We start from the raw sequence: 24,607 nt of genomic DNA on the forward strand, positions 1-24,607 counted from the left end.
AAAAATGCAGAGTTTACTGGGAAACGCGGGGGAGGGGGCGGCTCAACTTGGCGAGCACTACAGCTGAGCCAATTGTGGCGAGGGGATAAATCCCCTCGCCACAGAAAGCGGTGCTATCCCGGCTATTTGGGATAAAGCGGCGGCAAGCTGGAATCACCCGCCGCGTCCGGCGTTCCCTCGAGCGGCGGAATGGCGCGGATGGCGCGCCACAGGTCTTCGCCTTGCCAATATTGGCCGGTTTCGCTGTAGAGGGCGCCGTTCAAGCCGTCGAGGGCATCGGACAGCGGCACGAAACGCGCCGCCATGTCGGCCAGGGTCTCCGGTTGCTGCCGGGCCCAGGCGTCCAATGCCTGGCGAGTAGCGTGGGAGTCGTTGGCCAGGCAGGCACGCTTGAGGTCATCGAGCAGGGTGCGCGGGCTTGGCCCGGCCTGGGTCGAGCGCAGGACGGCGGGTTGCCAGCGGGCGCGCCACCACAGGCCGAAACCGAGCAGCGTCGTACACGCCAGAATGAGCGTGCTCAACTGCCAATACCAAAGTGTCTCGCTGTCGACGGTCGTGACGATCTGCGCAGTGCCCGCCGGCGTGTCGACCATCAAGCTTGGATTATTCGCCACTTGCAGCGTGCGCGCGGGCAGGCTGGTGCGGTCCAGGTGATCTTCCAGCGTGTTCCACCAGACCACTTCAACCGGCGGCAGCTCGATAGTGCCGCTGCGGTTGGGTACCAGTGCCTCGCGGTCTTCGCGGCTGCCCACCAGGCCACGTTCGCTGCTGCGGCTGCTCAGCACCGGCTGGTCGGGGTAACGGCGCAGGCCGTTGATTTCGGTAGCAGGCAGTGGCGGCAATTGGGCGCTGGTCAGACCCTCGGCTTCCAGGGTCAAGCTGCGGGTCAATGAGTCGCCGACCTGGCTGTGGGTCGGTTCCGGGCTCCAGCTTTCGCTCAAGGACAGACTGCGGGCCGGCAGCCAGGGAAGGTCGGCCGGGTAGCTGGCGGGTTTTGGCTTGACGGTCAGCAGCAACTGCGTGGAGCTTACGCGCATCAGTTGGCCGGGCTTGGCGACGGGCGATGCGCCGCCCTGGGCGGTGGGTTCGACCAGCGTGGCGCTGAAGGTCTGTGCCGGGACCGCCAGCTCGCCGCTGCGCTGCGGATAAATGCCATAACGCAGTTCGATCACGCCGTGGCGCACGTCATTGATGACTTTCTCGTAGGTGCGCGATTCGCCCAGTTGCTCGGTGCGCGCATCGGGGATGTGCAAGGGTGTCAGGCTGCTGTCATCGTAGAGCGACACCGAATGGTAGATGCGCAAGGTCAGGATCGCCTGGGCCTGCACGTACAGTTCGGCCTGGTCGAGGCTGGCTTCGATGAACACCGGTGCGAGGGTGCCGGAAGCGTTGCGGGTTTCGCTTTCGATCACCTGCAACGTGATCGGCTGGCTGGTCACTTCCCCCAATTTCAGGGCCGGGATCACCACGGTGCCGCTCTGGCGGGGAAGCAGTGTGACGATCCAACGGGTCGTGGCGCGATTCTCGCCGTCGAGGGTGGTCAGTTGGTTGACCTGGCGGGTGCCTCGTACGTCGAACAATTCCTGGAGCGGGCTCAGATCGGGTTTGCCGAACAGCGTGGCGTCGTTGGATTCCAGCGTCAGTTCCACGGTCTCCCCCGAATTCAGGCGGCTGCGATCCACGCTGGCAGTCAACTGCGCAGCCTGGATCCCGGCAGTCCAGAGCAGCAAGGCGAGGAGGTAGACGGTGAAGCGGGTCATTGATCTTTTTCCTGGGCCTGGTGGCTTTGCTGTTCATACCAGAATTTACGCCTGAGCAGCTCACCCGGGTTGTCCGGGATCTGGCGCAGCCATTGTTCCAGCGCCTGGCGTTGTTCTTCTTCGTTGCGTTGACCCGCGGCCGGGCGAAGCGGCGGGGTGGTGGTCTGCTCGTCGGGCAACTCGCTGCCCGGCACATCCTGGGCGCCGGGCGGTGGGGCCTCGGACGCCTGGGAGTCGTCCGGCGTGGCTGTCGCTTCGGAGGAGGGGTGGCCCTGCTCGGACGACTGGCTGGGCCTGTCGGTCTCCTGCGGTTGCTCCGAGGGAGGCGGTTCCTGGTTTTCGGCAGGTTCGGGCTCGTCCGGTGGCGCAGTCTGTTCTTTGAGCAGGCTTTCCACCAGGGCTTTGTTGGTCTGCGCCGGACGCAGGTCCGGTTGCAACTCCAAAGCCTGCTCATAGGCATCGATCGCCGCCTCCAGCTCGCCGCTGCGTGCCAGTGCATTGCCGCGATTGTAGTGGGAGCGGGCGTCGTTGCCTTCGGCGAATCGCCGAGCCGCTTCGCTGTACTCGCCGGCTTCGTAGAGGGCGACGCCTTGCCATTGCCTGTCCTCGAAACGGGCGGCGGCCTCGGCCGGGCGTTTTTGCTTGAGCAGGTGCTGGCCTTGCTGGTCGGGACGCAACCACAAATCCTGGAATTCGAAGGCATGGCCCGTTTGCGGCAAGACGAACAGCAGCGGCAGGCAGAAAAGCCAGCCGCGCCGCCCCGCGCACGCCGCCAGTAGCAACAGCGGCAGAAGCAGCCAATAACCCTGGTCAGCCCAAGTGTCCAGGCGCAATGTCTGGCCATCGCTGCGCAGTTGGCGCGGTGCGTCCATAAGGCCCAGGCCGCGCAGGTCGCTGTCGTCCACATGCGTGGGGCGGTAACGGCCGTCCAGCTCATTGACGAACGACTTGAGGCTCGGACTGTCCAGGCGCGGCACGAGGATAGCGCCCTGGGCGTCCTTGAGGTAACTGCCGTCGTCCTGGGCCACCGGCGCGCCTTCGCGGGTGCCAATGCCCAGCATCAGCAAGCGGGTGGCGGAACCGTCCAGGACCTGGCGAATGCCCATGCGTTCCTGCTCGTTCAGCGACGAAGCGATCAGCAGGATACGCCCGTGGCCGAGCCCGGCCTGGTTCAGCAGGGCCATGGCCTTGTTGACGGCAAGGTCGGCGCGGTGGCCGCCTTGGGGCATGATCGATGGCGCCAGGGCTTCGAGCAGGTTGGCGCTGGTGGCCAGGTCATCGGACAGCGGCACCAGGGTGTGGGCACTGCCGGCGTAGACGATGATCGCGGTCTGGGCGTCGCTGCGGTTGTGCAGCACGTCCAGTATTTTGCGACGGGCTTGTTCCAAACGCGTGGGCGGGACGTCAGTGGCAAGCATCTCCGGGGTCAGTTCGAGGATAACCACCAGCGGATCGGCGGGTTTCTGGCTGGTCTGTTCGACCCGTGTCCAGCTGGGGCCAAGCAAGGCCAGCACCATCAGCAGCCAGCCCAGGCCCAGGGCAATCCAGGGCAGTTTGCTTTCACTTCCGCTGCCGCCGCTGAGCAGCACCCCATGGAATGCCGGGGGCAGGATCATCTGCCAACGGCCCACCCGTTTCTGCCGATGCCACAGTTGCCAGAGCAGCCAGCCCAGCAAGGGCAGCAGCAGGATGAAACCGGGGCGCAGCCAGTGCGGCCAGAGCGCGATCATCGGCGCCTCCGCAGTCGCAGGCGCTTGAGCCGCTGGCGCCATTCGGAAGGGTGCGCAGGTTGAAACAGCGGCTGGGTGAACAGGCGCTGCAATGGATTGTCCGGCCAGCGCTCCCGTGCCACCAGCAACATACTCAACACCAGTGCGACGGCTAGCGGCCACTGATACAGCGCGTGGGCCGGGCGGGCCTGGGTCGGTTGCTGGGACACCGGTTCGAGCTGGTCAAGCGTTGTCTTGATCGCCTGCAGTTGCTCGCCGTCCTCGGCCCGGAAATACTGGCCGCCGGTCACCTGGGCGATTTCTCGGAGTGTCGCTTCGTCGAGGTCCAGGCTCGGGTTGACGCCCAGGAACCCGGCGGTGCCACTTTGTTCCGGATCGGCGCCCACGCCGATCGGATAGATTTTCACGTTTTCATCGGCAGCCAACCGCGCGGCGGTCAGCGGGTCGATCTCGCCGCCGTTGTTGGCGCCGTCGGTCACCAGAATCAATACTCGGCTCTGCGCCGGGCGTTGACGCAGGCGCTTGAGGGCCAGCCCGATGGCGTCGCCAATGGCGGTGTTTTTGCCGGCGATGCCTACGCGCGCTTCGTCGAGCCAGCGCCGCACGGTGTGGCGATCGAACGTCAGTGGAGCCTGGAGATACGCCTGAGTGCCAAACAGAATCAGGCCGACCCGGTCACCTTCGCGGCTTTCGAGGAAATCGCCGAGCGTGCGCTGGACCAACGCCAGACGGCTGACGTCTTCGTCCTTCCATTGCATGTCGGGAAAGTCCATCGACCCCGACACATCCACCGCCACCAGCAGGTCGCGACCGCTCGCGGCGATCGGCAACGGCTCGCCCAGCCACTGCGGGCGGGCGGCGGCGATCAACAACAGGAGCCAAAGCAGGATGAAGGGGGCCTGCTGGCGCCACGTCGGTAGATTGGCCCGGGCCCGGCGGCCCACCAACCCTTCGAGTTCATCGAGGAAGCTGACCTTGAGCGCCGGCTCGCCACTGTCTGCAGCCGGCAGCACCAGGCGCATCAGCCAGGGCAGCGGCAACAGGACGAAGATCCACGGCCAGGCGAATTCAAACATGTTTGCGAATCCAGATTTCGACGGCTTGGGTCAGGCCGGCGATGGCTTTGTCATCGAGCTTGCATTCGGGTTTGTAGGCGCCCTCCACGAGAATCATCCATCGGGTCAGGCCGGCGGCCGGGCAGCGGTTATCGAGGAAGGCCAGCCATTTGCGCCCATTGAGTGTGTGGCTCTGGCTGTACGGATAGTGATTGCGGCACAAGCGCTTGAGCAGCCCGTTGAGTTGTTGCAACCAGGCGCCGGCCGGTGCGCCGTCGTAGGGCTTGGGCAGCAGCGCGAGCTCGGCCAGTGCGGCCAGGCGCACCGGGTCCAGCGGTTGTTCGGCCCGGGCGCTGCTGCGTTTGATGGGGATGAATCGGCGTAACTGCCACAAGCCCAGGCCCAGCATCGGCAGTAACAACAGCAACAGCCACCAGCCCGGCGCGGGCGGCCAGAATCCGATGGGAGGCGGGGCCATCAGTGGCTGCAACTGATCCAGGCTGCTCATCGGGCTTTCCCCGGGCGCTTGGGATTCAGGTATTCACGCAGTTGTTCGACCATGTCGCCTTGAGTGCTCAAGGGGAGCATCAGGATCCGCAGCTTCTGGGCCAACATCTCCCAGCGCTCCAGCCGTGCTTCGGCCTTGGCGCGATAGGTCTGGCGTAACTCCAGGTTCAGCGTGTCGAGTTCCAGTTGCTCGCCGCCCTGGGCAAAACGCAGCAATCCGGCAGCGGGGAGGGCGTGATCCAGCGGGTCGGACAATGGCAACAGCAGCAGGTCGCAATGGCGCGAGAGAAGGGTCAGTTGCTGCTCGGCGCTGTCGGACAAGGCGCGCTCGTCGCAAATAATGATCGCCAGGCTGCCGGGGCGCAGCACCTCCCGGGCCCGGCGCAAGGCAACGCCGAAGGAGTCGCGGTCCGACTCGCCGTCGGGCTGGAGGGACTGATTGACCCGGACCAGACGGTTGAGCAATTGCAACAGGCTCTGCTTGCTGCGCCGTGGTTTGACTTCGTAATGGGCGTTGTTGCCGAACACCAGTCCGCCAACCCGGTCGTTGTGCCCCAGCGCGGCCCAGCCGATCAGGCTTGCGGCCCGAGCGGCCAGCACCGACTTGAAAATCAGCCCGGAGCCAAAGAACAGGCGGTGGCTCTGCTCGATCATGATGAAGATCGGCCGCTCGCGTTCTTCGTGGAACAGTTTGGTGTGGGGTTCCTGGGTCCGCGCGGTGACCCGCCAGTCGATGGTGCGCACGTCATCGCCGGCCTGGTAGACCCGCACCTGATCGAAATCCACCCCGCGCCCTCGCAGCTTGGAATGGTGCAGGCCAATCAGTGGGCTGCGCTGGCCAGGCGTGGAGAACAACTGCACTTCGCGCACGCGATGGCGCATCTCGATCAGCTCCGAAAGGCTGACGCGGATGCCCGGGACGGGCGCCAGTGGGTTATTCATTGTCGATACTCAAGCGACGGCGACGACGTCGAGAATCCGCTGCACGACCCGGTCCTGATCGATGCCGGCGGCTTCGGCCTCGAACGACAGGATGATGCGATGGCGCAGCACGTCGAACAGCACGGCCTGGATGTCCTCCGGGCTGACGAAGTCGCGCCCGGCCAGCCAGGCGTGGGCGCGGGCGCAGCGATCCAGGGCAATCGAGCCCCGTGGGCTGGCGCCGTAGGCGATCCACTCGGCCATTTCCGGGTCGAACTTGGCCGGGTTGCGGGTGGCCATGATCAGTTGCACCAGGTATTCCTCCACGGCATCGGCCATGTATAACCCGAGGATTTCCTTGCGCGCCGAAAAGATCGCCTGCTGGCTGACGCGTCGCTCCGGCTTGGTCTCGCCGTTCAGTGCCTCGCCTCGGGCCTGTTGCAGGATGCGGCGTTCCACCGCAGCGTCGGGGAAACCCATCTTGACGTGCATCAGGAATCGGTCGAGTTGGGCTTCGGGCAGGGGGTAGGTGCCTTCCTGCTCGATCGGGTTCTGTGTCGCCATCACCAGGAACAGCGGCGATAGTTCATAGGTGCTGCGCCCGACGCTGACTTGCCGCTCGGCCATCGCTTCGAGCAAGGCGGACTGGACCTTGGCCGGGGCCCGGTTAATTTCATCCGCCAGCACCAGGTTGTGAAAGATCGGCCCTTGCTGGAACACGAAACTGCCGGTTTCCGGACGATAGATCTCAGTGCCCGTGATGTCGGCCGGCAACAGGTCGGGGGTGAACTGTATGCGATGGAACTGCGCTTCGATCCCCTCGGCCAGCTCCTTGATCGCCTTGGTCTTCGCCAGCCCTGGCGCGCCTTCCACCAGCATATGCCCATCGGCGAGCAAGGCGATGAGCAGGCGCTCGATGAGTTTTTCCTGGCCGAGAATCTGCGTAGAAAGAAAGGTTCGCAGCGCCAGCAGCGCTTCACGATGTTCCATCGATGACTGTTCCTGGAAAGGGTGGCCCAGGCGTTCGGATAACGCCGGGGCTGGGGGCGTTACTTTAATGCATCGCGGGGGGTGGCGACTAACGGGATTTTGATCGGCCGTGTGAATTGTGATCGGCTTGGAAACATTGGGGGGTGGGCTTGCTTGCGAAGAATCCCACCCGGACAGGCGCACTTACCCCGTGGCGAGGAAGCTTGCTCCCGCTTGAGTGCAACGCACTCTCAAAATGAAGGGATGTTTATCCGGACGTAGGAGTGCTCTGGAACAGGCTACGTTGTCTTGCGCCATTGCCTACGACTGCGCCAGAATCCGCCGGCTTGTGCGCTTGGAAGGCAGGTTCTATCGTTTCCGGGTCGTTGAGGAATCAGCGATCGGGTTTGGTAGCCCGGTTTTCTGGCGCAGGTGCAGCCTGATATAGGGGGCTTTTCGTCCTCTGTTTTATGGTGGTCATGCGCAGGGCGTCCTTGGACGCGCCGGGTTGCCAGATAACCGGTCTACCAACCTTCGTATGGCCACCTCCCTTCGTTTGGTAGCGAGAGAGATGGCTCCAATTTTCTAATCTGGAGTTTCATCTATGTTCAAAGTAACGCCCAACCCACCGAACACCGATTCGTCCTCACCGCGCCCAAAAACCAAGTCCCAAAAACACGACGAAGTCACCGACCGAGTCCTCGACCATTACCTAAAACGCAAACCGGCCAAACCCGGAGCAGAACCTGCCCCCGGCCAACTCTTTACCGTCAACAAAGACATCGACACCGAAAGCTTGCTTGCCTACCTCAGCGAAACCCTGGCTTCGGCCAATGCCATGGCCAATGACTTGGCTTTTGACCTGGACGGTTCACGCCGGCATTTCCTCCTGGGCATTCAGCAACTGATCGAACTGGGCAGCCTGCTGGCGAACCGTGCACTGGACAACATCGAAACCCGTCAGCCGACATAACCTCGTGGCGAGGGAGCTTGCTCCCGCTGGGCTGCGCAGCAGCCCCAAACCGAGCCGGCGCGGTTCCCCATACACACCGCGCCCGCCGGGCCTGCGACTGCTGCGCAGCCGAACGGGAGCAAACTCCTTCGCCACAAGGGACTTGTGTCATTCCTTAAATTTGGGCAAACGGCAAAACCTTGGGAGCGAGCCTGCTCCGGCGGCGATCCGACGATGACGGCAGCAGATCCAGCACCATATTTCGCTAGTTCTGCATCCGAATCTCATCCACCAGCAGCTTGATTGCTGGCCTGTCGATAAGATCCAGCCACGGACCGTCCTCCACGATTGCCCCGTCATGCATCACAATGACCCGGTCAAACCGATGCAGGTGGTCAATGTCATGGGTGACACATATCAACCCTTGCCCGGCAAAAACGTCGAATAACAGGTCCCATAGAGGCGTGGTCAGCCTGGGTTCTATGGATGCGCTTGGCTCGTCGAACATATTGAATTTTCCGGGTTTGTTGATAAGGCGCAGCAGTGATAGGCGTTTAGCTTCGCCTCCGGAGATATTCGATGCATTTTCGCTGACCTGCCGTGTTGTCACAATCTCATCCAGTTCCAATTGCCGTATGGCTCTAGACAACATCGGCGATGCGCTGCCTCCGAACAGAACCGATTGTTCAAAAGAACCCTCCAGAAATCGCGGTTGTTGGGGGCAGTATCTCAAGGCGTCCAAGTGGGCTTGGCCGGTCAAAAGTGAGACCGGTACCAAGTCGATGCTCAGTAGGTCTCGCTTTGATGCATCAAGCCCGGCGAGGACTTCCAGAAAAGTGGTTTTGCCTGCGCCGCTAGGGCCCGTAACGGCCACTGACTGCCCTTGAGCAAATGCCAGGGAGCGCTTGATCGACAGGCGAAGCGGTCCCGTTCCCGTCACTTCGCAGGGGCCGAGTTCCAGAACTGAGGAGCGCTGGGAATCAACCAAGGCCAGCCGATTGCTGCGATCGAAGTCCGGGAGTGATAGCAGACCCTGAAATTGACCCTGGTCTGCAAGGAACTGATCAAGAACACGATACCCGTCAGTCAAGGTTGAAATACTGAGCAGATAACTCCCCGCGATTGAAAAAATGGCAACCAACTGCCCGACACTGATACTGGGCTGACCCGAAAGCTGGTCCAAGACGCCCCAGTAGAGCAATCCCCCAGTGGAGAGGCTTACGAACAATATCTTGGCGGTGCTCAGCAGGCCGCCAGAGGATGCCGTAGTCACAGCAGCGCTGGCATAACGTCTGAACGCCGCGTTCAACGGGTGCAGGGCAGTAGGTATGGCACCTTCCAGCTTTATGTTTTTCCCCGCGTTGAGGGTGTTGTAGAGGTGTGCACTTAACTCATCTTCCTGTTCATTGACTGCATCGATGTGCTTTCTTCGCCATTTGATAATTTGGTGGGTGGTAGCCAGATAGATAACTCCGGATGCCGTCATGCTCAAAAAAATATCACCACCCCCTATGTAAACAAAAGCTCCCCCAACAACTATAAACTCCAAGAGTACGGGGAGCGCAATGGTTACAATGAAAGTGAGTAGTTGTTCGTGCGCAGTAATTCCGCGCTCGACCGATTTGATGAAATGACCGATTCTCCAAGAGTTAAATAACGAAAATTCTTTACCTATGAGTTCGGTGATCCACTCAATGGAAGCGTTCATGATAATGCCCTGTACCAGCTTGGACAGCGCATGGAGCTGCAGAGGCGTGATGATGGCATGAATACATCCCGCGACAATCAAGACTGTCGTCATTGCAAGTAGAGTGCTCGATGCTGGATTGCTATCGTCTTGCAGGGTATCGATAATGGTTCCGAGTAACAGCGGGGGGGCAAGTGTGATGAGCTTGAGTGCGATAATTGTGATTACGGTTATTGCTAGAAGCTTGGCGTGTTTTTTATAGGCGGTTTTTATCATTGCTCGGATGCTGTGCATGTACTCGCTCCTGGTTGCTTTGCGTTCGATAATTCAACCGCGTAACACGTACTGAGGCACCACCAAGCGACCGTTTCTAATGATGTTGAAGCGCTCAAGTCCTGGGATATAGATCTGGGTGACGATGCTGTTGCCTGAGAAGCGGGCTACCGTTCGGTCGAGTATTTCATTCGTTTAATGGATAGTTTTTTTGCAGTCAGTGACGCGAAAAAATCGGCTTCCGTTGCGAGCAGATCTTTAGAAAGGCCTAATGCCTGCGGCAGGCCGAAAAAGGTATGATTTATTCTAGAGCGTTTCCTACCCATATCGATTACTCCAATGTAATTAATGGGCGTCGCGATGCGAGCGCCCAACTTGCGTTTGTTCGCAAGTGATTAATTAATAGCATTGGGGTGATGTGAAGGCTATTGCGTGACTTCCGAGGCTGACGTAGGTTTGTTCTTGCCGTTGAGTAGGAGGGAGATGTAGGAATGTAGCTGCTTTGCTGGAAGTGTGGTTTCTCTCTACTGTTTTCGCCGTTTGGTATGTTTATATTATTTAAGGAAGGATCAAAAAGGATAATTCGGCAGCGGCGCTCTAAGGCGGGCGTGCCCGGAAAGGTTGTGTTGCGTGCACATCTAAATGAATACAGGTGCCATCGCGATCTTGCTTGCGATGGCACATTTTGAAGGCCGTAATGTCAGCGCTTCCACGCCCCCGGATTGACCAGGTTCGCTGGCCTTTCACCCGCCAGCGCCGCCAGCAGGTTCTCCACGGCACAACGCGCCATCGCTTCCCGGGTCTCGTGGGTGGCGGAGCCCATGTGCGGCGTCGCCACTACGTTGTCCATCTGCAACAGCGGCGATTCCGGGTCCAGGGGCTCGCGCTCGAAAACGTCCAGCCCGGCACCACGGATCTGCCCGTTGCGCAAGGCGTCGATCATTGCCGCTTCGTCGACGACTTTGCCTCGGGAGATGTTGATGAAGATGCTGTCAGGGCGCATCTGCGCAAACGCCCGTGCATCGATCAGGTCTTCGGTTTCAGCGGTCAACGGCAAGGTCAGGCATATGAAGTCGGCCTGTTGCAGCAGCGTATCCAGATCGCAATAGCGCGCATTGAAACGTTGTTCAACAGCGGGTTTCGGCGAATGGCTGTGATAGAGCACCGGCATGCCGAAGCCAAAGTGCCCGCGCTGGGCCAGGGCTTCGCCGATGCGGCCCATGCCGACGATGCCCAGGGTCTTGCCGTGGACGTCGCTGCCGAAATGTCGGGGCCCGATGCTCTGTTGCCAACCGCCTGCGCGGACGAGGTTGGCCAGCTCCACCACGCGTCGGGCGGTTGCCAGAATCAAGGCGAAGCCGGTGTCGGCGGTGGTTTCGGTCAACACATCCGGCGTATTGGTGAGCAGGATCCGGCGTTCGGTCAGGTAATCGATATCGTAATTGTCGACGCCCACCGAAACGCTGGCGATCGCCTCAAGGTTGGGGGCCAGGTCCAGCAGCGACGGATCGAGTCTCAGGCTTGCGCCCAGCAGGGCATGAGCGCTGGGCAGGGCGGTGCGCAGTTGCGCCAGGCCGTGGGCGTCCAGGTTTTCGATGAGGGTGACCTGGGCATGCGCCTGCAAGCGATCCATCAGTTGCGCTGACAGCTTTTTGTACAACACCACGTGCTTTTTCATAGGGGTTCCCGATTCGTTAACGGACAGGCGCCGGATGGGGCGTCGCGGTTTTGGTCACGACCCGGTCGCTGGCGCCGGGTTTGAGGGCAAGGGTCAGCAACACCGACAGCAGCAACGCGCCGCTCATCAACAGAAAGGACATGCCGGTGGAGCCGGTGGAACCGTTGAGGTAGCCCACCAGATAGGAGCCGCCGAACGAACCCAGCGCGCCCATGCTGTTGATCAGCGCCATGGCGCCACCCGCGACATTGGCCGGGAGAATCTCCGGAACGATGGCGAAAAACGGCCCGTAGGGCGCGTACATGCAGGCGCCGGCAATCACCAGCAAGGCATAGGACCACCAGAAGTGTTCAGCTCCGAGCAGATAGGAGGCGTAAAACGCGATGGAGGCGACCAGCAGCGGCGGCCAGACGAAACGCTTGCGTTTCTGGACCTTGTCCGACGCCCAGGACACGATCAGCATGGCGATCACTGCCGCCAGATAAGGCAGCGATGACAGCCATCCGGCCTCGACCATGTTCATCTTCAGGCCTGCCTTGAGGATCGACGGCAACCACAGCACGAACCCGTAGACGCCAATGCTCCAGAAAAAAAACTGCAACGCCAGGATGATCACTTTCGGCGAGCGGAAGGCCTCGGCATAGTTCTTCACGGCCTTGATACCGACCTGCTCGGCGGCCAGCACGCTTTCCAGGTCCTTCTTCTCCTGCTCGCTGAGCCACTTGGCCTGGGCTGGACGATCATCGGCCAGGCGCCACCAGACAAAGGCCCAGAGCACCGCCGGCAGGCCCTCGATGATGAACATCCAGCGCCAGTCGAATTGCTCGACGAGGTACCCCGAGACCACCGACATCCACAGCATGGTGACCGGGTTGCCAAGGATCAGGAAGGTGTTGGCCCGCGAGCGTTCGGCCCGGGTGAACCAATGGCAGAGATAGACCAGCATCGCCGGCATCACGGCGGCTTCCACCACGCCGAGCATGAAGCGGATCACGATCAGCCAATACGCATTGGAGACCACGCCCGTGAGGGTCGCCAGCGAGCCCCAGAGGATCAGGCTGACGAAGATCAGCTTTTTCACGCTGTGTTTCTGCGCGTAGATTGCCCCGGGCACCTGGAAGAAAAAGTAGCCGAGGAAAAACAGCGCGCCCAGCAACGAGGACAGCCCTGGCGTGATCATCAAGTCTTCGGCCATGCCCGAAGCCGCGGCGAAACCATAGTTGGCCCGGTCCAGGTAGGCCAGACTGTAGGTGATGAAGACGATGGGCATGATGTACCACCAGCGGCGGGTGGCGAGGTTGAGCGTTTGCATGTCGTTGACTCCTGAGCTTGTTGTTTTTATGCAGCAGGTGCGTTTAGCGGTGGATTCAATCGCGAGCGAGCTCGCTTCCACAGGGGTAACTCGAATCTTTGTGGGAGCGAGCTTGCTCGCGATGGGCGGTTTCAAATTCAGCCGACAATTCCAGGCGCGTCGGCAGCCCTTCCATGTCTCCACGGTTCTGCACCGCGCGGCTGCCAATCCAGTTCGCCCGCCGTACCGCCTCGGTGATGTCGCGGCCTTCGAGCAATGCGCTGATCAGGCCGACGGCGAAGCCATCCCCGGCGCCCACGGTGTCCACCACCCGGGCCACCGGCACGCCGGCGATGAATCCCTGGTCACGCGAGGTGCGGTAATAAGCGCCGTCCGGGCCGAGCTTGATCACCACGGCTTCGGCGCCCTGGTCCAGGTAGAACGCGGCGATGTCGGCCGGGTCGTCAAAACCGGTCAGCAGCCGACCTTCACCGAGGCCGGGCAAGACCCAGTGGGCGAGGGCGGCGTGGCGATTGATCTCGCTGATCATCGTCGCTTCGCTGGACCACAGGCTCGGGCGCAGGTTGGGGTCGAACGACAGGCTGCGGCCGGCCTCGCGCATGCGGGTCATCAATTCGAAGGACATCGCCCGTGCAGTCACAGACAGCGCTGGCACGATACCGGTGGCATGCAAATGACGGGCGGCGAGCAATGGCGGTGCGATGGAGTCCACGGACAAGTGACTGGCCGCCGAACCACGCCGGAAATATTCGACTTGCGGGTCGCTGCCATCGTCGGTACGGGACTTGAGCTGGAACCCGGTGGGGTGCGCCGGATCAACCGCCACGTGACGGCAATCCAGGCCTTCCTTTTCCAGCGTCTGCACCACGAAACGGCCCAGGGAGTCGGCGCCGACCCGACTGAGCCACGCGACTTGGAAACCCAGCCGTGACAAGCCGATGGCCACATTGCTGTCGGCCCCGGCGATGCGTTTGTGAAACTGGTTGACGGTCGCCAGGTCGCCGGTCTCGTCGGCCACCAGCATGGCCATGGTTTCACCGAACGACAGCACATCGATCTCAGACATGAGCGGCCTCCCGGCGCGATTGCCCCAGGCGGGACAGGGTGGCGACATGTTCAGCGGTCAGTTGCAGCAGGTCATCGCCTTCTAGCGGGTACTCGGCGGCGCGCATCACGCCGACCGGCATGTGCTTGAGCAATTGCTCCCACAGGTGCAGGTCGGTCGCGGCTGGCGGCACCGCGACCAGCTTGCCATCGGCGCGTCGGGCCACGGCCTTGCAATGCACATATGCCACGTGCCGTCCGAGTTGCAGGGCGGCCACGGTGGCTGATTGGTCCTGCCATTGCCAGTTGCCGATGTCGAAGGTCATGCCGATGGGTACCCCGCGTTCTTCCACCGCCGCGAAGAAGCGTTGCAAGGGCTCGATCCGCCCGCCTTGCAAGGTCTGGTCGTTTTCCACCAGCAGTTGCACCGGGCTTGCCGATAGGGCATCCGCCAGGGCTGATACGTCGTGGGAGTCAGTGAAGTGGCCGAGGGAAACCTTCAGCCAAGCCGAGCCGAACGCTTCGCAACGTTGCAGGGTGGACGCCAGGGCGGGATTGGGCCTGGGCTGGCCGGGGAGCCAGAGCTCGATCGGCGATGAAAAGATACTTTCCAACCCCTGGGCCCGCGCCCCAGCGGCCAGTTCGGCGGGTTGTTCGGTGGTGAGCAGCTCTTCGCGCCATTCGATGCGCGACGCGCCGGCGGCGGCCAGCAGGGCGATGAAGCTGCCTTGACCATGCTGGCGTACGAGGTCGGCGCCGTAGCTGGAAAGGCTGATGGAAACGGCTGGTTTGTTCATTGTTGTTGTACCTCTGAAACCGGTTTCAGTTTTGGTCAAAAAAATTTAGGTGGTGTGCTGGAGGGCCCTATCGCGAGCAAGCTCGCTCCCACAGGTCCGCGCGACGCTGAAAATCCCTCGTGGGAGCGAGCTTGCTCGCGATAGGGCCCTCACCATCACCGAACATTCCCAAGCGTCGACCCACGCTCAATCAACCGCGCCGAGAAATCCAGGGTCTGCACCGGCCCGTTATCGCCGCGCAGGCGCTTGAGCAGGCATTCGAACGCACGGGCGCCGATTTCGGCGGTGGGTTGGGCGAGGGCGGTAATGCCGCTACCCACCAAGGGATACCAGTCCAGGTCATCGAGGGCGATCAAACCGATATCGTCGAACAAGTGGCAACCTAAATCGCGTAATGCCTGGGTCGCAGCCAGCGCGGCGATACCGTTGGCGCAAAACAACGCCTTGGGGCCACGGTCCGGCTGCGCGAGAAAGGTCTTGATGCGCGGGAGCAGTTGATCGCAGGTTTCCACCACGGTGCCGGCCAGGGCTGGGCGTCGTTCGATGCTGGCCTTGAAACTGTCGACCCGCTCGATCCGCGAACTGGTGCCATCGTACGGCTCGGTGACCAACAGCAGGTCGCGGTAGCCGCGCTGTTCGAGGTGATCGAGGGCCATCTCGACGGCGGCCGGGTTGCCCAGCCCGACGAGGTCGGCTTCGAGTCGATCGACCTTGCGATCCACCAGCACCATGGGCATCTCGCTGCGCAGTTCGACCAGCTCATCGCGGTGATGACCCAGCGTGTTCACAATCAGCCCTTCGACGTTATAGGCGCGCAGCAGCGCCAGGTGTTGGCGCTCCTGCTCATCGTCGCGGTCGGTGTTGCACACCACCAGGCTGTAGCCGTGGCGCCGGCAGGCGGTTTCCACGCCATGCATCACGGCAATCGAATAGGGGTTGCGGATATCGGCCACGAGCATGCCGATCAGGCGCGTGCGCCCGCGCTTGAGGCCGCGGGCCATCTGATTCGGCCGGTAGCCCAGCTCGCTGATCGCCTGCTCGATGCGCCGGGCGATGGCTTCCGAGAGAAGGGCGCGGTCCTCGCCAATGAAACGCGAGACGCTGGCCTTGGAGACCCCAGCGCGTTCGGCGACGTCGAGCATGGTCACGCGGCTGCGCTGGGCGGCGGAGAAAGAATTCACGGATTGAAACCTGCTTTTTAGATTTATTGAGGCTCTGAAACCGGTTTCAGGAAACACCAGAACTCATTCGGTCGTCAAGGGCGGCGCGTCACAGGTACGACCGACGGTGCTTCGCATCACTCGCCGCGATGTAATGAGCAAGCTACATAGGCCGCCTTGCGACTGCTGCGCAGTCGAGCGGGAGCAAGCTCCCTCGCCACAGAGGAGCGCTCGCCTGGAAGTCAGAGCTGGCTTATATAGGTCCCCGTGCCCCTGAGGATGTTCTGCAAGGTCAGCTCCACTTCCGCCACGTCCGTCACCTTGGGATCGAAGGTTATTTCCAGCACATCATCGCCATTGAGCGCATCGGCGTCCGTCGCGGCGATTTCGATTTTCAGCAGGGTCGGGCTGAGTGTGACCTTGACGCCGTCCAGCGTCGAGGGCTCGCCGTCCAGGGTTATCTCCAGTTCGTCTTCGTCCGGATAGCGCGTCATCAGGAACATTTCGCCCTGGGCGCTGTGGCAGCAGAGCATGGCCATGTTGTCTTCTTCGTCATCGCATGGGTTGGCGATCAGCAGGGCGGTGGTCATTTGCATGGGAAGGCTCCTGGCTCCGATGAGCCTTGCGGGGGCAAAACGGGATTCTGCCAGTCCCGGCGAATTTCTGCTGGATTACCACCGCAGGGTGCCGTTTGGCCCTGGGACTGCTAGGGTCTGTATGAGATGTGCTCGCGCACATTTCGTACACAGCCTAGGGTTGTTCGATGCCTGGCGAGCGGGGGAGCTAGCCGATGACCGAATATGTCGCAGCGCTGCAAGCAGGCACGTTGTCGCACTCGTTAAGCTGCGCAACGGATGTGTACCTGCAAAGAGCATCGCGGAGTGTTTTTTGCAGGTGGTCATTACGTTGCAATTAGGTGAGAAAAGGATGTGACCTGCGGGTCGCGTCCAGCTTCACCCACCTGTCATCCTGTTTCCTCTGCCCGAGAATCAGGAACGGGATGGCCGACGGCCCCGAAAGGGGCTGCACGCGACGCTTTCATCAATAACAAGCCCAAGCGGAGTACCACAGATGGCGTTCTTCACCGCAGCCAGCAAAGCCGACTTCCAGCATCAACTGCAAGCGGCACTGGCGCAGCACATCAGTGAACAGGCACTGCCACAAGTGGCGCTGTTCGCTGAACAATTTTTCGGCATCATTTCCCTAGATGAACTCACCCAGCGCCGGTTGTCCGACCTCGCCGGCTGCACCCTGTCCGCTTGGCGCCTGCTTGAGCGCTTCGACCACGCGCAACCGCAGGTGCGCGTCTATAACCCCGATTACGAACGCCACGGCTGGCAATCGACCCACACCGCCGTCGAAGTGCTGCACCATGACCTGCCGTTCCTGGTGGATTCGGTCCGCACCGAGCTGAACCGTCGCGGCTACAGCATCCATACCCTGCAAACCACCGTCCTGAGCGTGCGTCGCGGCAGCAAGGGCGAGTTGCTGGAGATCCTGCCGAAGGGCACCCAGGGCGACGACGTGCTGCAAGAGTCGCTGATGTACCTGGAAATCGACCGCTGCGCCAACGCCGCCGAACTCAACGTCCTGAGCAAGGAGCTTGAGCAGGTGCTGGGCGAAGTGCGCGTCGCCGTGGCTGATTTCGAGCCGATGAAAGCCAAGGTGCAGGAAATCCTCGCGAGCCTGGACAACAGCGCCTACGCCACCGACGCCGACGAAAAGGCCGAGATCAAGAGCTTCCTGGAATGGTTGGTGGGTAACCACTTCACCTTCCTGGGCTACGAAGAGTTCGTGGTTCGCGACGAAGCCGATGGCGGTCACATCGAGTACGACCCCGAGTCCTTCCTCGGCCTGACCAAGTTGCTGCGCGCCGGCCTGACCGCCGAAGACCTGCGCATCGAAGACTACGCCGTCAACTACCTGCGCGAACCGACCCTGCTGTCGTTCGCCAAGGCCGCGCACCCGAGCCGCGTACACCGTCCGGCCTACCCGGACTACGTATCGATCCGCGAGATCGACGCCAACGGCAAGGTCGTCAAGGAATGCCGCTTCATGGGCCTTTACACCTCCTCGGTGTATGGCGAGAGCGTGCGGGTCATTCCGTACATCCGCCGCAAGGTCGAGGAAATCGAACGTCGCTCGGGCTTCCAGGCCAAGGCGCACCTGGGCAAGGAACTGGCCCAGGTGGTTGAAGTGCTGCCCCGCGACGACCTGTTCCAGACCCCGGTGGACGAGCTGTTCAGCACCGTCATGTCGATCGTGCAGATCCAGGAACGCAACAAGATTCGCGTTTTCCTGCGCAAGGACCCGTACGGCCGTTTCTGCTACTGCCTGGCCTACGTGCCGCGTGACATCTACTCCACCGAAGTTCGCCAGAAGATCCAGCAAGTGTTGATGGATCGCCTGAAGGCGTCGGATTGCGAGTTCTGGACGTTCTTCTCCGAGTCCGTACTGGCCCGCGTGCAATTGATCCTGCGGGTGGACCCGAAGAACCGCATCGACATCGACCCGCTGCTGCTGGAAAAAGAAGTCGTGCAGGCCTGCCGCAGTTGGAAGGACGACTACGCCAGCCTGGTCATCGAGAGCTTCGGCGAAGCCCAGGGCACCAACGTGCTGTCGGATTTCCCGAAAGGCTTCCCGGCCGGATACCGCGAGCGCTTTGCCGCGCACTCCGCCGTGGTGGACATGCAACACCTGCTGAGCCTGAGTGAAACCAACCCGCTGGTGATGAGCTTCTACCAGCCGTTGGGCCAGGTGTCCGGCCAGCGTGAGCTGCATTGCAAGCTGTATCACGCCGACACGCCGTTGGCGTTGTCCGACGTGCTGCCGATCCTGGAAAACCTCGGCCTGCGCGTGCTGGGCGAGTTCCCGTACCGCCTGCGCCACACCAATGGCCGCGAGTTCTGGATCCATGATTTCGCCTTCACCGCCGCCGAAGGCCTGGACCTCGACATCCAGCAACTCAACGACACCTTGCAGGACGCGTTCGTCCACATCGTGCGTGGTGATGCCGAGAACGATGCGTTCAACCGCCTGGTGCTGACCGCCGGCCTGCCATGGCGCGACGTGGCGTTGCTACGTGCCTACGCCCGCTACCTGAAACAGATCCGCCTGGGCTTCGACCTCGGCTACATCGCCAGTACCCTGAATAACCACACCGACATCGCTCGCGAATTGACCCGGTTGTTCAAGACCCGTTTCTACCTGGCGCGCAAGCTCAGCGGCGATGACCTGGAAGACAAGCAACTGCGTCTGGAGCAAGCGATCCTCTCGGCCCTGGACGAGGTGCAGGTACTCAACGAAGACCGCATCCTGCGTCGCTATCTGGACCTGATCAAGGCCACCTTGCGGACCAACTTCTACCAGACCGACGCCAACGGCCAGAACAAGTCGTACTTCAGCTTCAAGTTCAACCCGCACCTGATTCCGGAACTGCCGAAGCCGGTGCCGAAGTTCGAAATCTTCGTCTACTCGCCACGGGTCGAAGGCGTGCACCTGCGCTTCGGCAACGTTGCCCGTGGCGGTCTGCGCTGGTCGGATCGTGAAGAAGACTACCGCACCGAAGTGCTGGGCCTGGTAAAAGCCCAGCAAGTGAAGAACTCGGTGATCGTGCCGGTGGGCGCCAAGGGCGGTTTCCTGCCGCGTCGCCTGCCATTGGGCGGCAGCCGGGACGAGATCGCGGCCGAGGGCATCGCCTGCTACCGCATCTTCATTTCGGGCCTGTTGGACATCACCGACAACCTGAAGGACGGCGCGCTGGTACCGCCGGCCAACGTTGTGCGGCATGACGACGATGACCCGTACCTGGTGGTCGCGGCGGACAAGGGCACCGCGACCTTCTCCGACATCGCCAACGGCATCGCCATCGACTACGGCTTCTGGTTGGGCGATGCGTTCGCCTCCGGCGGTTCGGCCGGCTACGACCACAAGAAAATGGGCATCACCGCCAAGGGCGCGTGGGTCGGCGTGCAGCGCCACTTCCGCGAGCGCGGCATCAACGTCCAGCAAGACAGCATCACCGTGGTGGGCGTCGGCGACATGGCCGGCGACGTGTTCGGCAACGGCTTGTTGATGTCCGACAAGCTGCAACTGGTCGCGGCTTTCAACCACCTGCACATCTTCATCGACCCGAACCCAGAGCCTGCCAGCAGCTTTGCCGAGCGCAAGCGTCTGTTCGAGCTGCCGCGTTCGGCCTGGACCGACTACGACACCAGCATCATGTCCGAGGGCGGCGGCATCTTCTCGCGCAGCGCGAAGAGCATCGCGATCTCGCCGCAGATGAAAGAGCGCTTCGACATCAAGGCCGACAAACTAACCCCGACCGAACTGCTGAACGCCTTGCTCAAGGCGCCGGTGGACCTGTTGTGGAACGGTGGTATCGGCACCTACGTCAAGGCCAGCAGCGAAAGCCACGCCGATGTCGGCGACAAGGCCAACGATGCGCTGCGCGTGAACGGCAACGAACTGCGCTGCAAGGTGGTGGGCGAGGGCGGTAACCTGGGCATGACCCAACTGGGTCGCGTCGAGTTCGGCCTCAATGGCGGCGCCACCAACACCGACTTCATCGACAACGCCGGTGGCGTGGACTGCTCCGACCACGAAGTGAACATCAAGATCCTGCTCAACGAAGTGGTGCAGGCCGGCGACATGACCGACAAGCAGCGCAACCAGTTGCTGGCGAGCATGACCGACGAAGTCGGTGGCCTGGTGTTGGGCAACAACTACAAGCAGACCCAGGCCTTGTCCCTGGCGGCACGCCGCGCCTTCGTGCGGATCGCCGAGTACAAGCGCTTGATGAACGACCTGGAAGCCCGTGGCAAGCTGGACCGCGCCATCGAGTTCCTGCCGACCGAAGAACAACTGGCCGAACGTGTCGCGGCGGGCCACGGCCTGACCCGTGCCGAACTGTCGGTGCTGATCTCCTACAGCAAGATCGACCTCAAGGAAGCGCTGCTCAACTCCCTGGTGCCGGACGACGATTACCTGACCCGTGACATGGAGACGGCTTTCCCGCCAACGCTGGTGAGCAAGTTCTCCGAGGCCATGCGTCGCCATCGCCTGAAGCGCGAGATCGTCAGCACCCAGATCGCCAACGACCTGGTCAACCACATGGGCATCACCTTCGTCCAGCGGTTGAAAGAGTCGACGGGCATGAGCCCGGCGAACGTGGCGGGTGCTTATGTGATCGTGCGAGATATCTTCCATCTCCCACACTGGTTCCGCCAGATCGAAGCCCTGGACCACCAGGTTTCCGCCGACGTGCAGCTGGAGCTGATGGATGAGCTGATGCGCCTGGGTCGTCGCGCCACGCGTTGGTTCCTGCGCAGCCGCCGCAACGAGCAGAATGCTGCCCGTGACGTCGCTCACTTCGGTCCTCACCTGGCGGCGTTGGGCCTCAAGCTCGACGAACTGTTGGAAGGCCCGACCCGCGAAGGTTGGCAGACTCGCTACCAGGCCTACGTGGCGGCCGGCGTGCCGGAACTGCTGGCGCGCATGGTTGCCGGTACTACGCACCTGTACACCTTGTTGCCGATCATCGAGGCGTCCGACGTCACCGGCCAGAACGCCGCCGACGTGGCCAAGGCTTACTTCGCCGTGGGCAGCGCGCTTGACATCACCTGGTACCTGCAGCAAATCAGTGCCTTGCCGGTTGAAAACAACTGGCAGGCCCTGGCCCGTGAAGCGTTCCGCGATGACATCGACTGGCAGCAACGGGCGATCACCATCTCGGTCCTGCAGGAAGGTGACGGTAGCCAGGACGTGGAAACCCGCCTGGCGCTGTGGCTCGAGCAGCATCGTGAAATGGTCGAGCGCTGGCGCGCCATGCTGGTGGACATCCGTGCCGCCAGCGGCACCGACTACGCCATGTATGCGGTGGCCAACCGCGAGCTGCTGGACCTGGCGCTAAGTGGTCAGGCGGTCGTGACGGCCAACTGATTCACCGTTGAATAAAAAAGCCCCGCATCGAGAGATGCGGGGCTTTTTTATGGGTGATGTTCCAGCCCATGAAGGCCAGAAAGCTCTTGTGGCGAGGGGATTTATCCCCGCTGGGCTGCGCAGCAGACCCAAATCAGGCAGCTCGGTGGGCCTGTAAGACAGAGGCGAAGGCTTTAGGGATGCTGCGCAGCCCAGCGGGGATAAATCCCCTCGCCACAGAAAAGCGCTCTCAGGCAGGGCTGCGTTCACGCAGCTCCTGCAACCGATCAGCCCCGCCTTCGGCTACGCGATTCTCGATCAAGCGATCAGCCCCGCCTTCGGCTACGCGATTCTCGATCAGGCGATCGGAGCCACCTTCGGCCAACTGATGTGCAGCCTGTTCGTAAGATGACGGTGCGCTTTCGGCCGAGGCGATGTTTGACAGGCCGACGCCGCCAACCAGGGTCAGGGCGATTGCCAGGGACGAGAGTTTCGAGAAGTTGATCATGGTAATTCTCCTTGCGCTTGATTGAGTGGGCCAGTGCAGCGGGTGTGTGCTGCTGTCCGGTGTGTGCAGTTAAGCGCCCGGGTGTATCGAGGATGTGTGCCGCAAAGGCCCGAAATCGGCGGATTCGTATCAATCGGCTGCTCCTATACAGAGCGATACAAATCGCCTTCGAAAAATCCCTCACCCAACCGGGAGGCTGCGGGGCGCCTCGCAACGGTGACCGATAATCGCACGGTAGTTCCGCCTGGATCGGTCATCCGGTCAAGCAAGGTTATTGACCGGATTAACTGGGTAGTACATTTTAGCGGTCACCCAGCCTTGCCATGTCCAGGCGAGGCCATAATAAAAACAGAGGATCCCCTCATGCGTGCCCGTCAACCGAACTTGTCCTCATTGCGTACCTCCCTTTGCGGTGCTTTCCGGAATATTCCAGCGTCGATCCGATAGCGCTCGCCCTGTCGCCGGCTACACGGCCGGTGTCCGGATCAACCTGGAGGTGTTCAAGATGACAAAAGTCGTCGATCTGTATTTCAAGCTGCTCAAGTTGCTGATCGTGCTGTGCATGGTCGCGATGATCGTGCTGGTGTTCGGCAATGTAGTGCTGCGCTATGCCTTCAACTCCGGCATCAGTGTGTCGGAGGAACTGTCGCGCTGGTTCTTCGTCTGGATGATTTTTCTAGGTGCCCTCGTGGCGCTCAAGGACCGCGCGCACCTGGGCATGAACAGCCTGGTCAAGCGCTTGCCGCCAGCAGGCAAGCGTGCCTGCCTGGTCATCGGGCATCTGCTGATGCTCTACATTTGCGGACTGATCGTCAGCGGCAGTTGGCAGCAGGCGGTGATCAACCTCAACGTGGTCGCGCCGGCTTCGGGCCTTTCGATGGCGCTGTTCTACGCCGCCGGGCTGGTGTTCGGGGTCAGCGCCACGGCGATCCTGCTGTACGAACTGTACCTGGCACTGTTCGGCAAACTGCGGGATGACGATCCTTTGTCAGTCGAGGAAAGCGAAGCCGCCGGCCTCAACCCTGACACCCTCAAGAGTACCCGCCCATGACGTTGGCTATTTTCCTCGGGTCGCTGCTGGGCAGCATGGCGTTGGGTATCCCGATTGCCTTTGCCTTGCTGGTGGTCAGCGTCGCGTTGATGTTTTACCTGGACTTGTTCGATGCGCAGATCATTGCGCAAAATTTGCTCAATGGCGCCGACAGCTTTCCGCTGATGGCCGTGCCGTTCTTCATGCTGGCCGGCGAAGTCATGAATGTCGGCGGGTTATCCAAGCGCATCGTCAACATTGCCATGGCGCTGGTTGGGCATAAGCGCGGCGGCCTGGGTTACGTCGCGATCATTGCCTCCTGCCTGCTGGCCTCGCTTTCCGGTTCGGCGGTGGCCGATGCGGCGGCGTTGGCGGCGTTGCTGGTGCCGATGATGGTGTTGGCGGGGCACAACCGGGGACGTTCGGCCGGGCTGATCGCCGCCGGCAGCACCATTGCGCCAGTGATTCCGCCCAGCATCGGCTTCATCGTTTTTGGCGTGGCGTCCGGCGTGTCGATTTCCAAGCTGTTCCTGGCCGGTATCGTGCCGGGGCTGATGCTCGGCGTCGGGCTGGCCATCGCCTGGTGGTTGATCTCCCGGCGCGAGAACGTCGAGACGGCGCCGAAGCGTTCCCGTGCCGAGGTGCTACGCACGTTGCTCGATGGCAGTTGGGCGATGGGCTTGCCGCTGATCATCATCCTGGGCCTCAAGTTCGGCATCTTCACGCCAACGGAGGCAGCAGTGGTCGCGGCAGTCTATTCGCTGTTCGTGTCCCTGGTGATCTACCGGGAGATGAAGATCAGCCAGCTGTACGAAGTGATCCTGTCTTCGGCCAGGACCACCTCGGTGGTGATGCTGCTGGTGGCAGCGGCCATGGTTTCATCGTGGCTGGTGACCATCGCCGACCTGCCGGGCCAGCTGGCGGAACTGCTCGCGCCGTTCATGGACAACCAGACGCTCCTGCTGCTGGTGATGATGGCGTTGATCATCCTGGTCGGTACGGTGATGGACATGACCCCGACCATCCTCATCCTGACGCCGGTATTGATGCCAGCGGTGATCCAGGCGGGGATCGACCCGGTGTATTTCGGCGTGCTGTTTCTGATCAACACTGCGATTGGGTTGATCACGCCGCCCGTGGGCACGGTGCTGAACGTGGTCTGCAGCGTGGCGAAGCTGGAGTTCGAGGAAATAGTCCGGGGGGTCTGGCCGTTCATGATTGCGCAATTTGTGGTGCTGTTTCTGTTGGTGCTGTTTCCGCAACTGGTACTGGGACCGTTGAAATTTTTCACCGGCTGACACCGGT

The 24,607-nt window shown here is 61.7% G+C and carries 18 protein-coding genes; 4 read left to right on the forward strand and 14 right to left on the reverse strand.

The genetic code is table 11. The features are described 5' to 3' along the window. Positions 1-122 precede the first annotated feature (122 nt). The 6 genes from M1D68_RS11165 to M1D68_RS11190 are packed head-to-tail and all read right to left on the reverse strand — an operon-like array spanning position 123 to position 6,963. Complete coding sequence (locus tag M1D68_RS11165; RefSeq protein WP_457970362.1) at positions 123-1,760, reverse strand: BatD family protein; 1,638 nt, start codon at positions 1,758-1,760, stop codon at positions 123-125. Then, positions 1,757-3,490 (reverse strand): tetratricopeptide repeat protein, encoded by a 1,734-nt coding sequence (locus tag M1D68_RS11170; protein ID WP_457970364.1) that lies wholly within the window; start codon positions 3,488-3,490, stop codon positions 1,757-1,759. The genes M1D68_RS11165 and M1D68_RS11170 overlap by 4 nt, the downstream gene beginning before the upstream one ends. After that, positions 3,487-4,566: a vWA domain-containing protein gene (locus M1D68_RS11175; RefSeq protein ID WP_420766534.1), complete on the reverse strand. Its 1,080-nt coding sequence runs from the start codon at positions 4,564-4,566 to the stop codon at positions 3,487-3,489. Before M1D68_RS11175 ends, M1D68_RS11170 begins: the two co-directional genes overlap by 4 nt. After that, positions 4,559-5,053, reverse strand: a complete 495-nt coding sequence (locus M1D68_RS11180) for a DUF4381 domain-containing protein (RefSeq protein WP_420766533.1) — start codon at positions 5,051-5,053, stop codon at positions 4,559-4,561. The genes M1D68_RS11175 and M1D68_RS11180 overlap by 8 nt, the downstream gene beginning before the upstream one ends. Continuing rightward, positions 5,050-5,994, reverse strand: a complete 945-nt coding sequence (locus M1D68_RS11185; RefSeq protein ID WP_420766532.1) for a DUF58 domain-containing protein — start codon at positions 5,992-5,994, stop codon at positions 5,050-5,052. The genes M1D68_RS11180 and M1D68_RS11185 overlap by 4 nt, the downstream gene beginning before the upstream one ends. A 9-nt stretch (positions 5,995-6,003) precedes the next feature. After that, entirely contained in the window at positions 6,004-6,963 is a 960-nt protein-coding gene (locus M1D68_RS11190) for an AAA family ATPase (protein ID WP_420766531.1), read from the reverse strand. 583 nt (positions 6,964-7,546) lie between these two features. Between M1D68_RS11190 and M1D68_RS11195 the strand changes: the two genes are divergently transcribed. Further along, positions 7,547-7,915 carry a DUF6124 family protein gene (locus M1D68_RS11195; protein ID WP_420766530.1) on the forward strand — a complete coding sequence of 123 codons (369 nt, stop codon included), beginning with the start codon at positions 7,547-7,549 and terminating at the stop codon, positions 7,913-7,915. Between the two features lie 244 nt (positions 7,916-8,159). On the opposite strand, the gene M1D68_RS11200 is transcribed toward M1D68_RS11195, so the two are convergent. From M1D68_RS11200 to M1D68_RS11230, 7 genes are all read right to left on the reverse strand, one after another. Continuing rightward, the gene (locus M1D68_RS11200) at positions 8,160-9,875 is read right to left on the reverse strand and encodes an ATP-binding cassette domain-containing protein (RefSeq protein ID WP_457970367.1); all 1,716 of its coding nucleotides are present in this window, start codon (positions 9,873-9,875) and stop codon (positions 8,160-8,162) included. A gap of 679 nt (positions 9,876-10,554) precedes the next feature. Then, a complete protein-coding gene (locus tag M1D68_RS11205; RefSeq protein ID WP_457970369.1) occupies positions 10,555-11,532 on the reverse strand; it encodes a 2-hydroxyacid dehydrogenase in 978 nt (325 codons plus the stop codon). A gap of 16 nt (positions 11,533-11,548) precedes the next feature. Continuing rightward, a complete protein-coding gene (locus tag M1D68_RS11210; RefSeq protein WP_445571712.1) occupies positions 11,549-12,844 on the reverse strand; it encodes an MFS transporter in 1,296 nt (431 codons plus the stop codon). 55 nt (positions 12,845-12,899) lie between these two features. Further along, positions 12,900-13,910: a sugar kinase gene (locus M1D68_RS11215; protein ID WP_457970371.1), complete on the reverse strand. Its 1,011-nt coding sequence runs from the start codon at positions 13,908-13,910 to the stop codon at positions 12,900-12,902. Beyond that, a complete protein-coding gene (locus tag M1D68_RS11220; RefSeq protein ID WP_434650869.1) occupies positions 13,903-14,685 on the reverse strand; it encodes a sugar phosphate isomerase/epimerase family protein in 783 nt (260 codons plus the stop codon). Before M1D68_RS11220 ends, M1D68_RS11215 begins: the two co-directional genes overlap by 8 nt. A 155-nt stretch (positions 14,686-14,840) precedes the next feature. Beyond that, positions 14,841-15,866 carry a LacI family DNA-binding transcriptional regulator gene (locus tag M1D68_RS11225; RefSeq protein WP_457970373.1) on the reverse strand — a complete coding sequence of 342 codons (1,026 nt, stop codon included), beginning with the start codon at positions 15,864-15,866 and terminating at the stop codon, positions 14,841-14,843. Positions 15,867-16,087: 221 nt separating this feature from the next. Then, positions 16,088-16,441 (reverse strand): hypothetical protein, encoded by a 354-nt coding sequence (locus M1D68_RS11230; protein WP_434563790.1) that lies wholly within the window; start codon positions 16,439-16,441, stop codon positions 16,088-16,090. 475 nt (positions 16,442-16,916) lie between these two features. Between M1D68_RS11230 and M1D68_RS11235 the strand changes: the two genes are divergently transcribed. Further along, positions 16,917-21,785 carry an NAD-glutamate dehydrogenase gene (locus tag M1D68_RS11235; protein WP_457970375.1) on the forward strand — a complete coding sequence of 1,623 codons (4,869 nt, stop codon included), beginning with the start codon at positions 16,917-16,919 and terminating at the stop codon, positions 21,783-21,785. A gap of 229 nt (positions 21,786-22,014) precedes the next feature. On the opposite strand, the gene M1D68_RS11240 is transcribed toward M1D68_RS11235, so the two are convergent. Then, on the reverse strand, positions 22,015-22,272 hold the full coding sequence (locus M1D68_RS11240; protein WP_457970377.1) for a phage infection protein: 258 nt from the start codon (positions 22,270-22,272) through the stop codon (positions 22,015-22,017). 505 nt (positions 22,273-22,777) lie between these two features. Between M1D68_RS11240 and M1D68_RS11245 the strand changes: the two genes are divergently transcribed. Next, positions 22,778-23,323 carry a TRAP transporter small permease gene (locus M1D68_RS11245; RefSeq protein ID WP_434563796.1) on the forward strand — a complete coding sequence of 182 codons (546 nt, stop codon included), beginning with the start codon at positions 22,778-22,780 and terminating at the stop codon, positions 23,321-23,323. After that, positions 23,320-24,600: a TRAP transporter large permease subunit gene (locus tag M1D68_RS11250; protein ID WP_457970379.1), complete on the forward strand. Its 1,281-nt coding sequence runs from the start codon at positions 23,320-23,322 to the stop codon at positions 24,598-24,600. Before M1D68_RS11245 ends, M1D68_RS11250 begins: the two co-directional genes overlap by 4 nt. Positions 24,601-24,607: the final 7 nt, after the last annotated feature.

It is taken from the genome of Pseudomonas sp. R4-84 (genome assembly GCF_054130985.1).

What these genes read in the sequence shown, in the direction of transcription:
- M1D68_RS11220 (WP_434650869.1), bottom strand. Translation starts at nt 14,685, where the DNA reads ATGAACAAACCAGCCGTTTCCATCAGCCTTTCCAGCTACGGCGCCGAC.
- M1D68_RS11185 (WP_420766532.1), bottom strand. Translation starts at nt 5,994, where the DNA reads ATGAATAACCCACTGGCGCCCGTCCCGGGCATCCGCGTCAGCCTTTCG.
- M1D68_RS11175 (WP_420766534.1), bottom strand. Translation starts at nt 4,566, where the DNA reads ATGTTTGAATTCGCCTGGCCGTGGATCTTCGTCCTGTTGCCGCTGCCC.
- M1D68_RS11170 (WP_457970364.1), bottom strand. Translation starts at nt 3,490, where the DNA reads ATGATCGCGCTCTGGCCGCACTGGCTGCGCCCCGGTTTCATCCTGCTG.
- M1D68_RS11230 (WP_434563790.1), bottom strand. Translation starts at nt 16,441, where the DNA reads ATGCAAATGACCACCGCCCTGCTGATCGCCAACCCATGCGATGACGAA.
- M1D68_RS11190 (WP_420766531.1), bottom strand. Translation starts at nt 6,963, where the DNA reads ATGGAACATCGTGAAGCGCTGCTGGCGCTGCGAACCTTTCTTTCTACG.
- M1D68_RS11165 (WP_457970362.1), bottom strand. Translation starts at nt 1,760, where the DNA reads ATGACCCGCTTCACCGTCTACCTCCTCGCCTTGCTGCTCTGGACTGCC.
- M1D68_RS11205 (WP_457970369.1), bottom strand. Translation starts at nt 11,532, where the DNA reads ATGAAAAAGCACGTGGTGTTGTACAAAAAGCTGTCAGCGCAACTGATG.
- M1D68_RS11250 (WP_457970379.1), top strand. Translation starts at nt 23,320, where the DNA reads ATGACGTTGGCTATTTTCCTCGGGTCGCTGCTGGGCAGCATGGCGTTG.
- M1D68_RS11180 (WP_420766533.1), bottom strand. Translation starts at nt 5,053, where the DNA reads ATGAGCAGCCTGGATCAGTTGCAGCCACTGATGGCCCCGCCTCCCATC.
- M1D68_RS11240 (WP_457970377.1), bottom strand. Translation starts at nt 22,272, where the DNA reads ATGATCAACTTCTCGAAACTCTCGTCCCTGGCAATCGCCCTGACCCTG.
- M1D68_RS11210 (WP_445571712.1), bottom strand. Translation starts at nt 12,844, where the DNA reads ATGCAAACGCTCAACCTCGCCACCCGCCGCTGGTGGTACATCATGCCC.
- M1D68_RS11245 (WP_434563796.1), top strand. Translation starts at nt 22,778, where the DNA reads ATGACAAAAGTCGTCGATCTGTATTTCAAGCTGCTCAAGTTGCTGATC.
- M1D68_RS11235 (WP_457970375.1), top strand. Translation starts at nt 16,917, where the DNA reads ATGGCGTTCTTCACCGCAGCCAGCAAAGCCGACTTCCAGCATCAACTG.
- M1D68_RS11215 (WP_457970371.1), bottom strand. Translation starts at nt 13,910, where the DNA reads ATGTCTGAGATCGATGTGCTGTCGTTCGGTGAAACCATGGCCATGCTG.
- M1D68_RS11200 (WP_457970367.1), bottom strand. Translation starts at nt 9,875, where the DNA reads ATGCACAGCATCCGAGCAATGATAAAAACCGCCTATAAAAAACACGCC.
- M1D68_RS11195 (WP_420766530.1), top strand. Translation starts at nt 7,547, where the DNA reads ATGTTCAAAGTAACGCCCAACCCACCGAACACCGATTCGTCCTCACCG.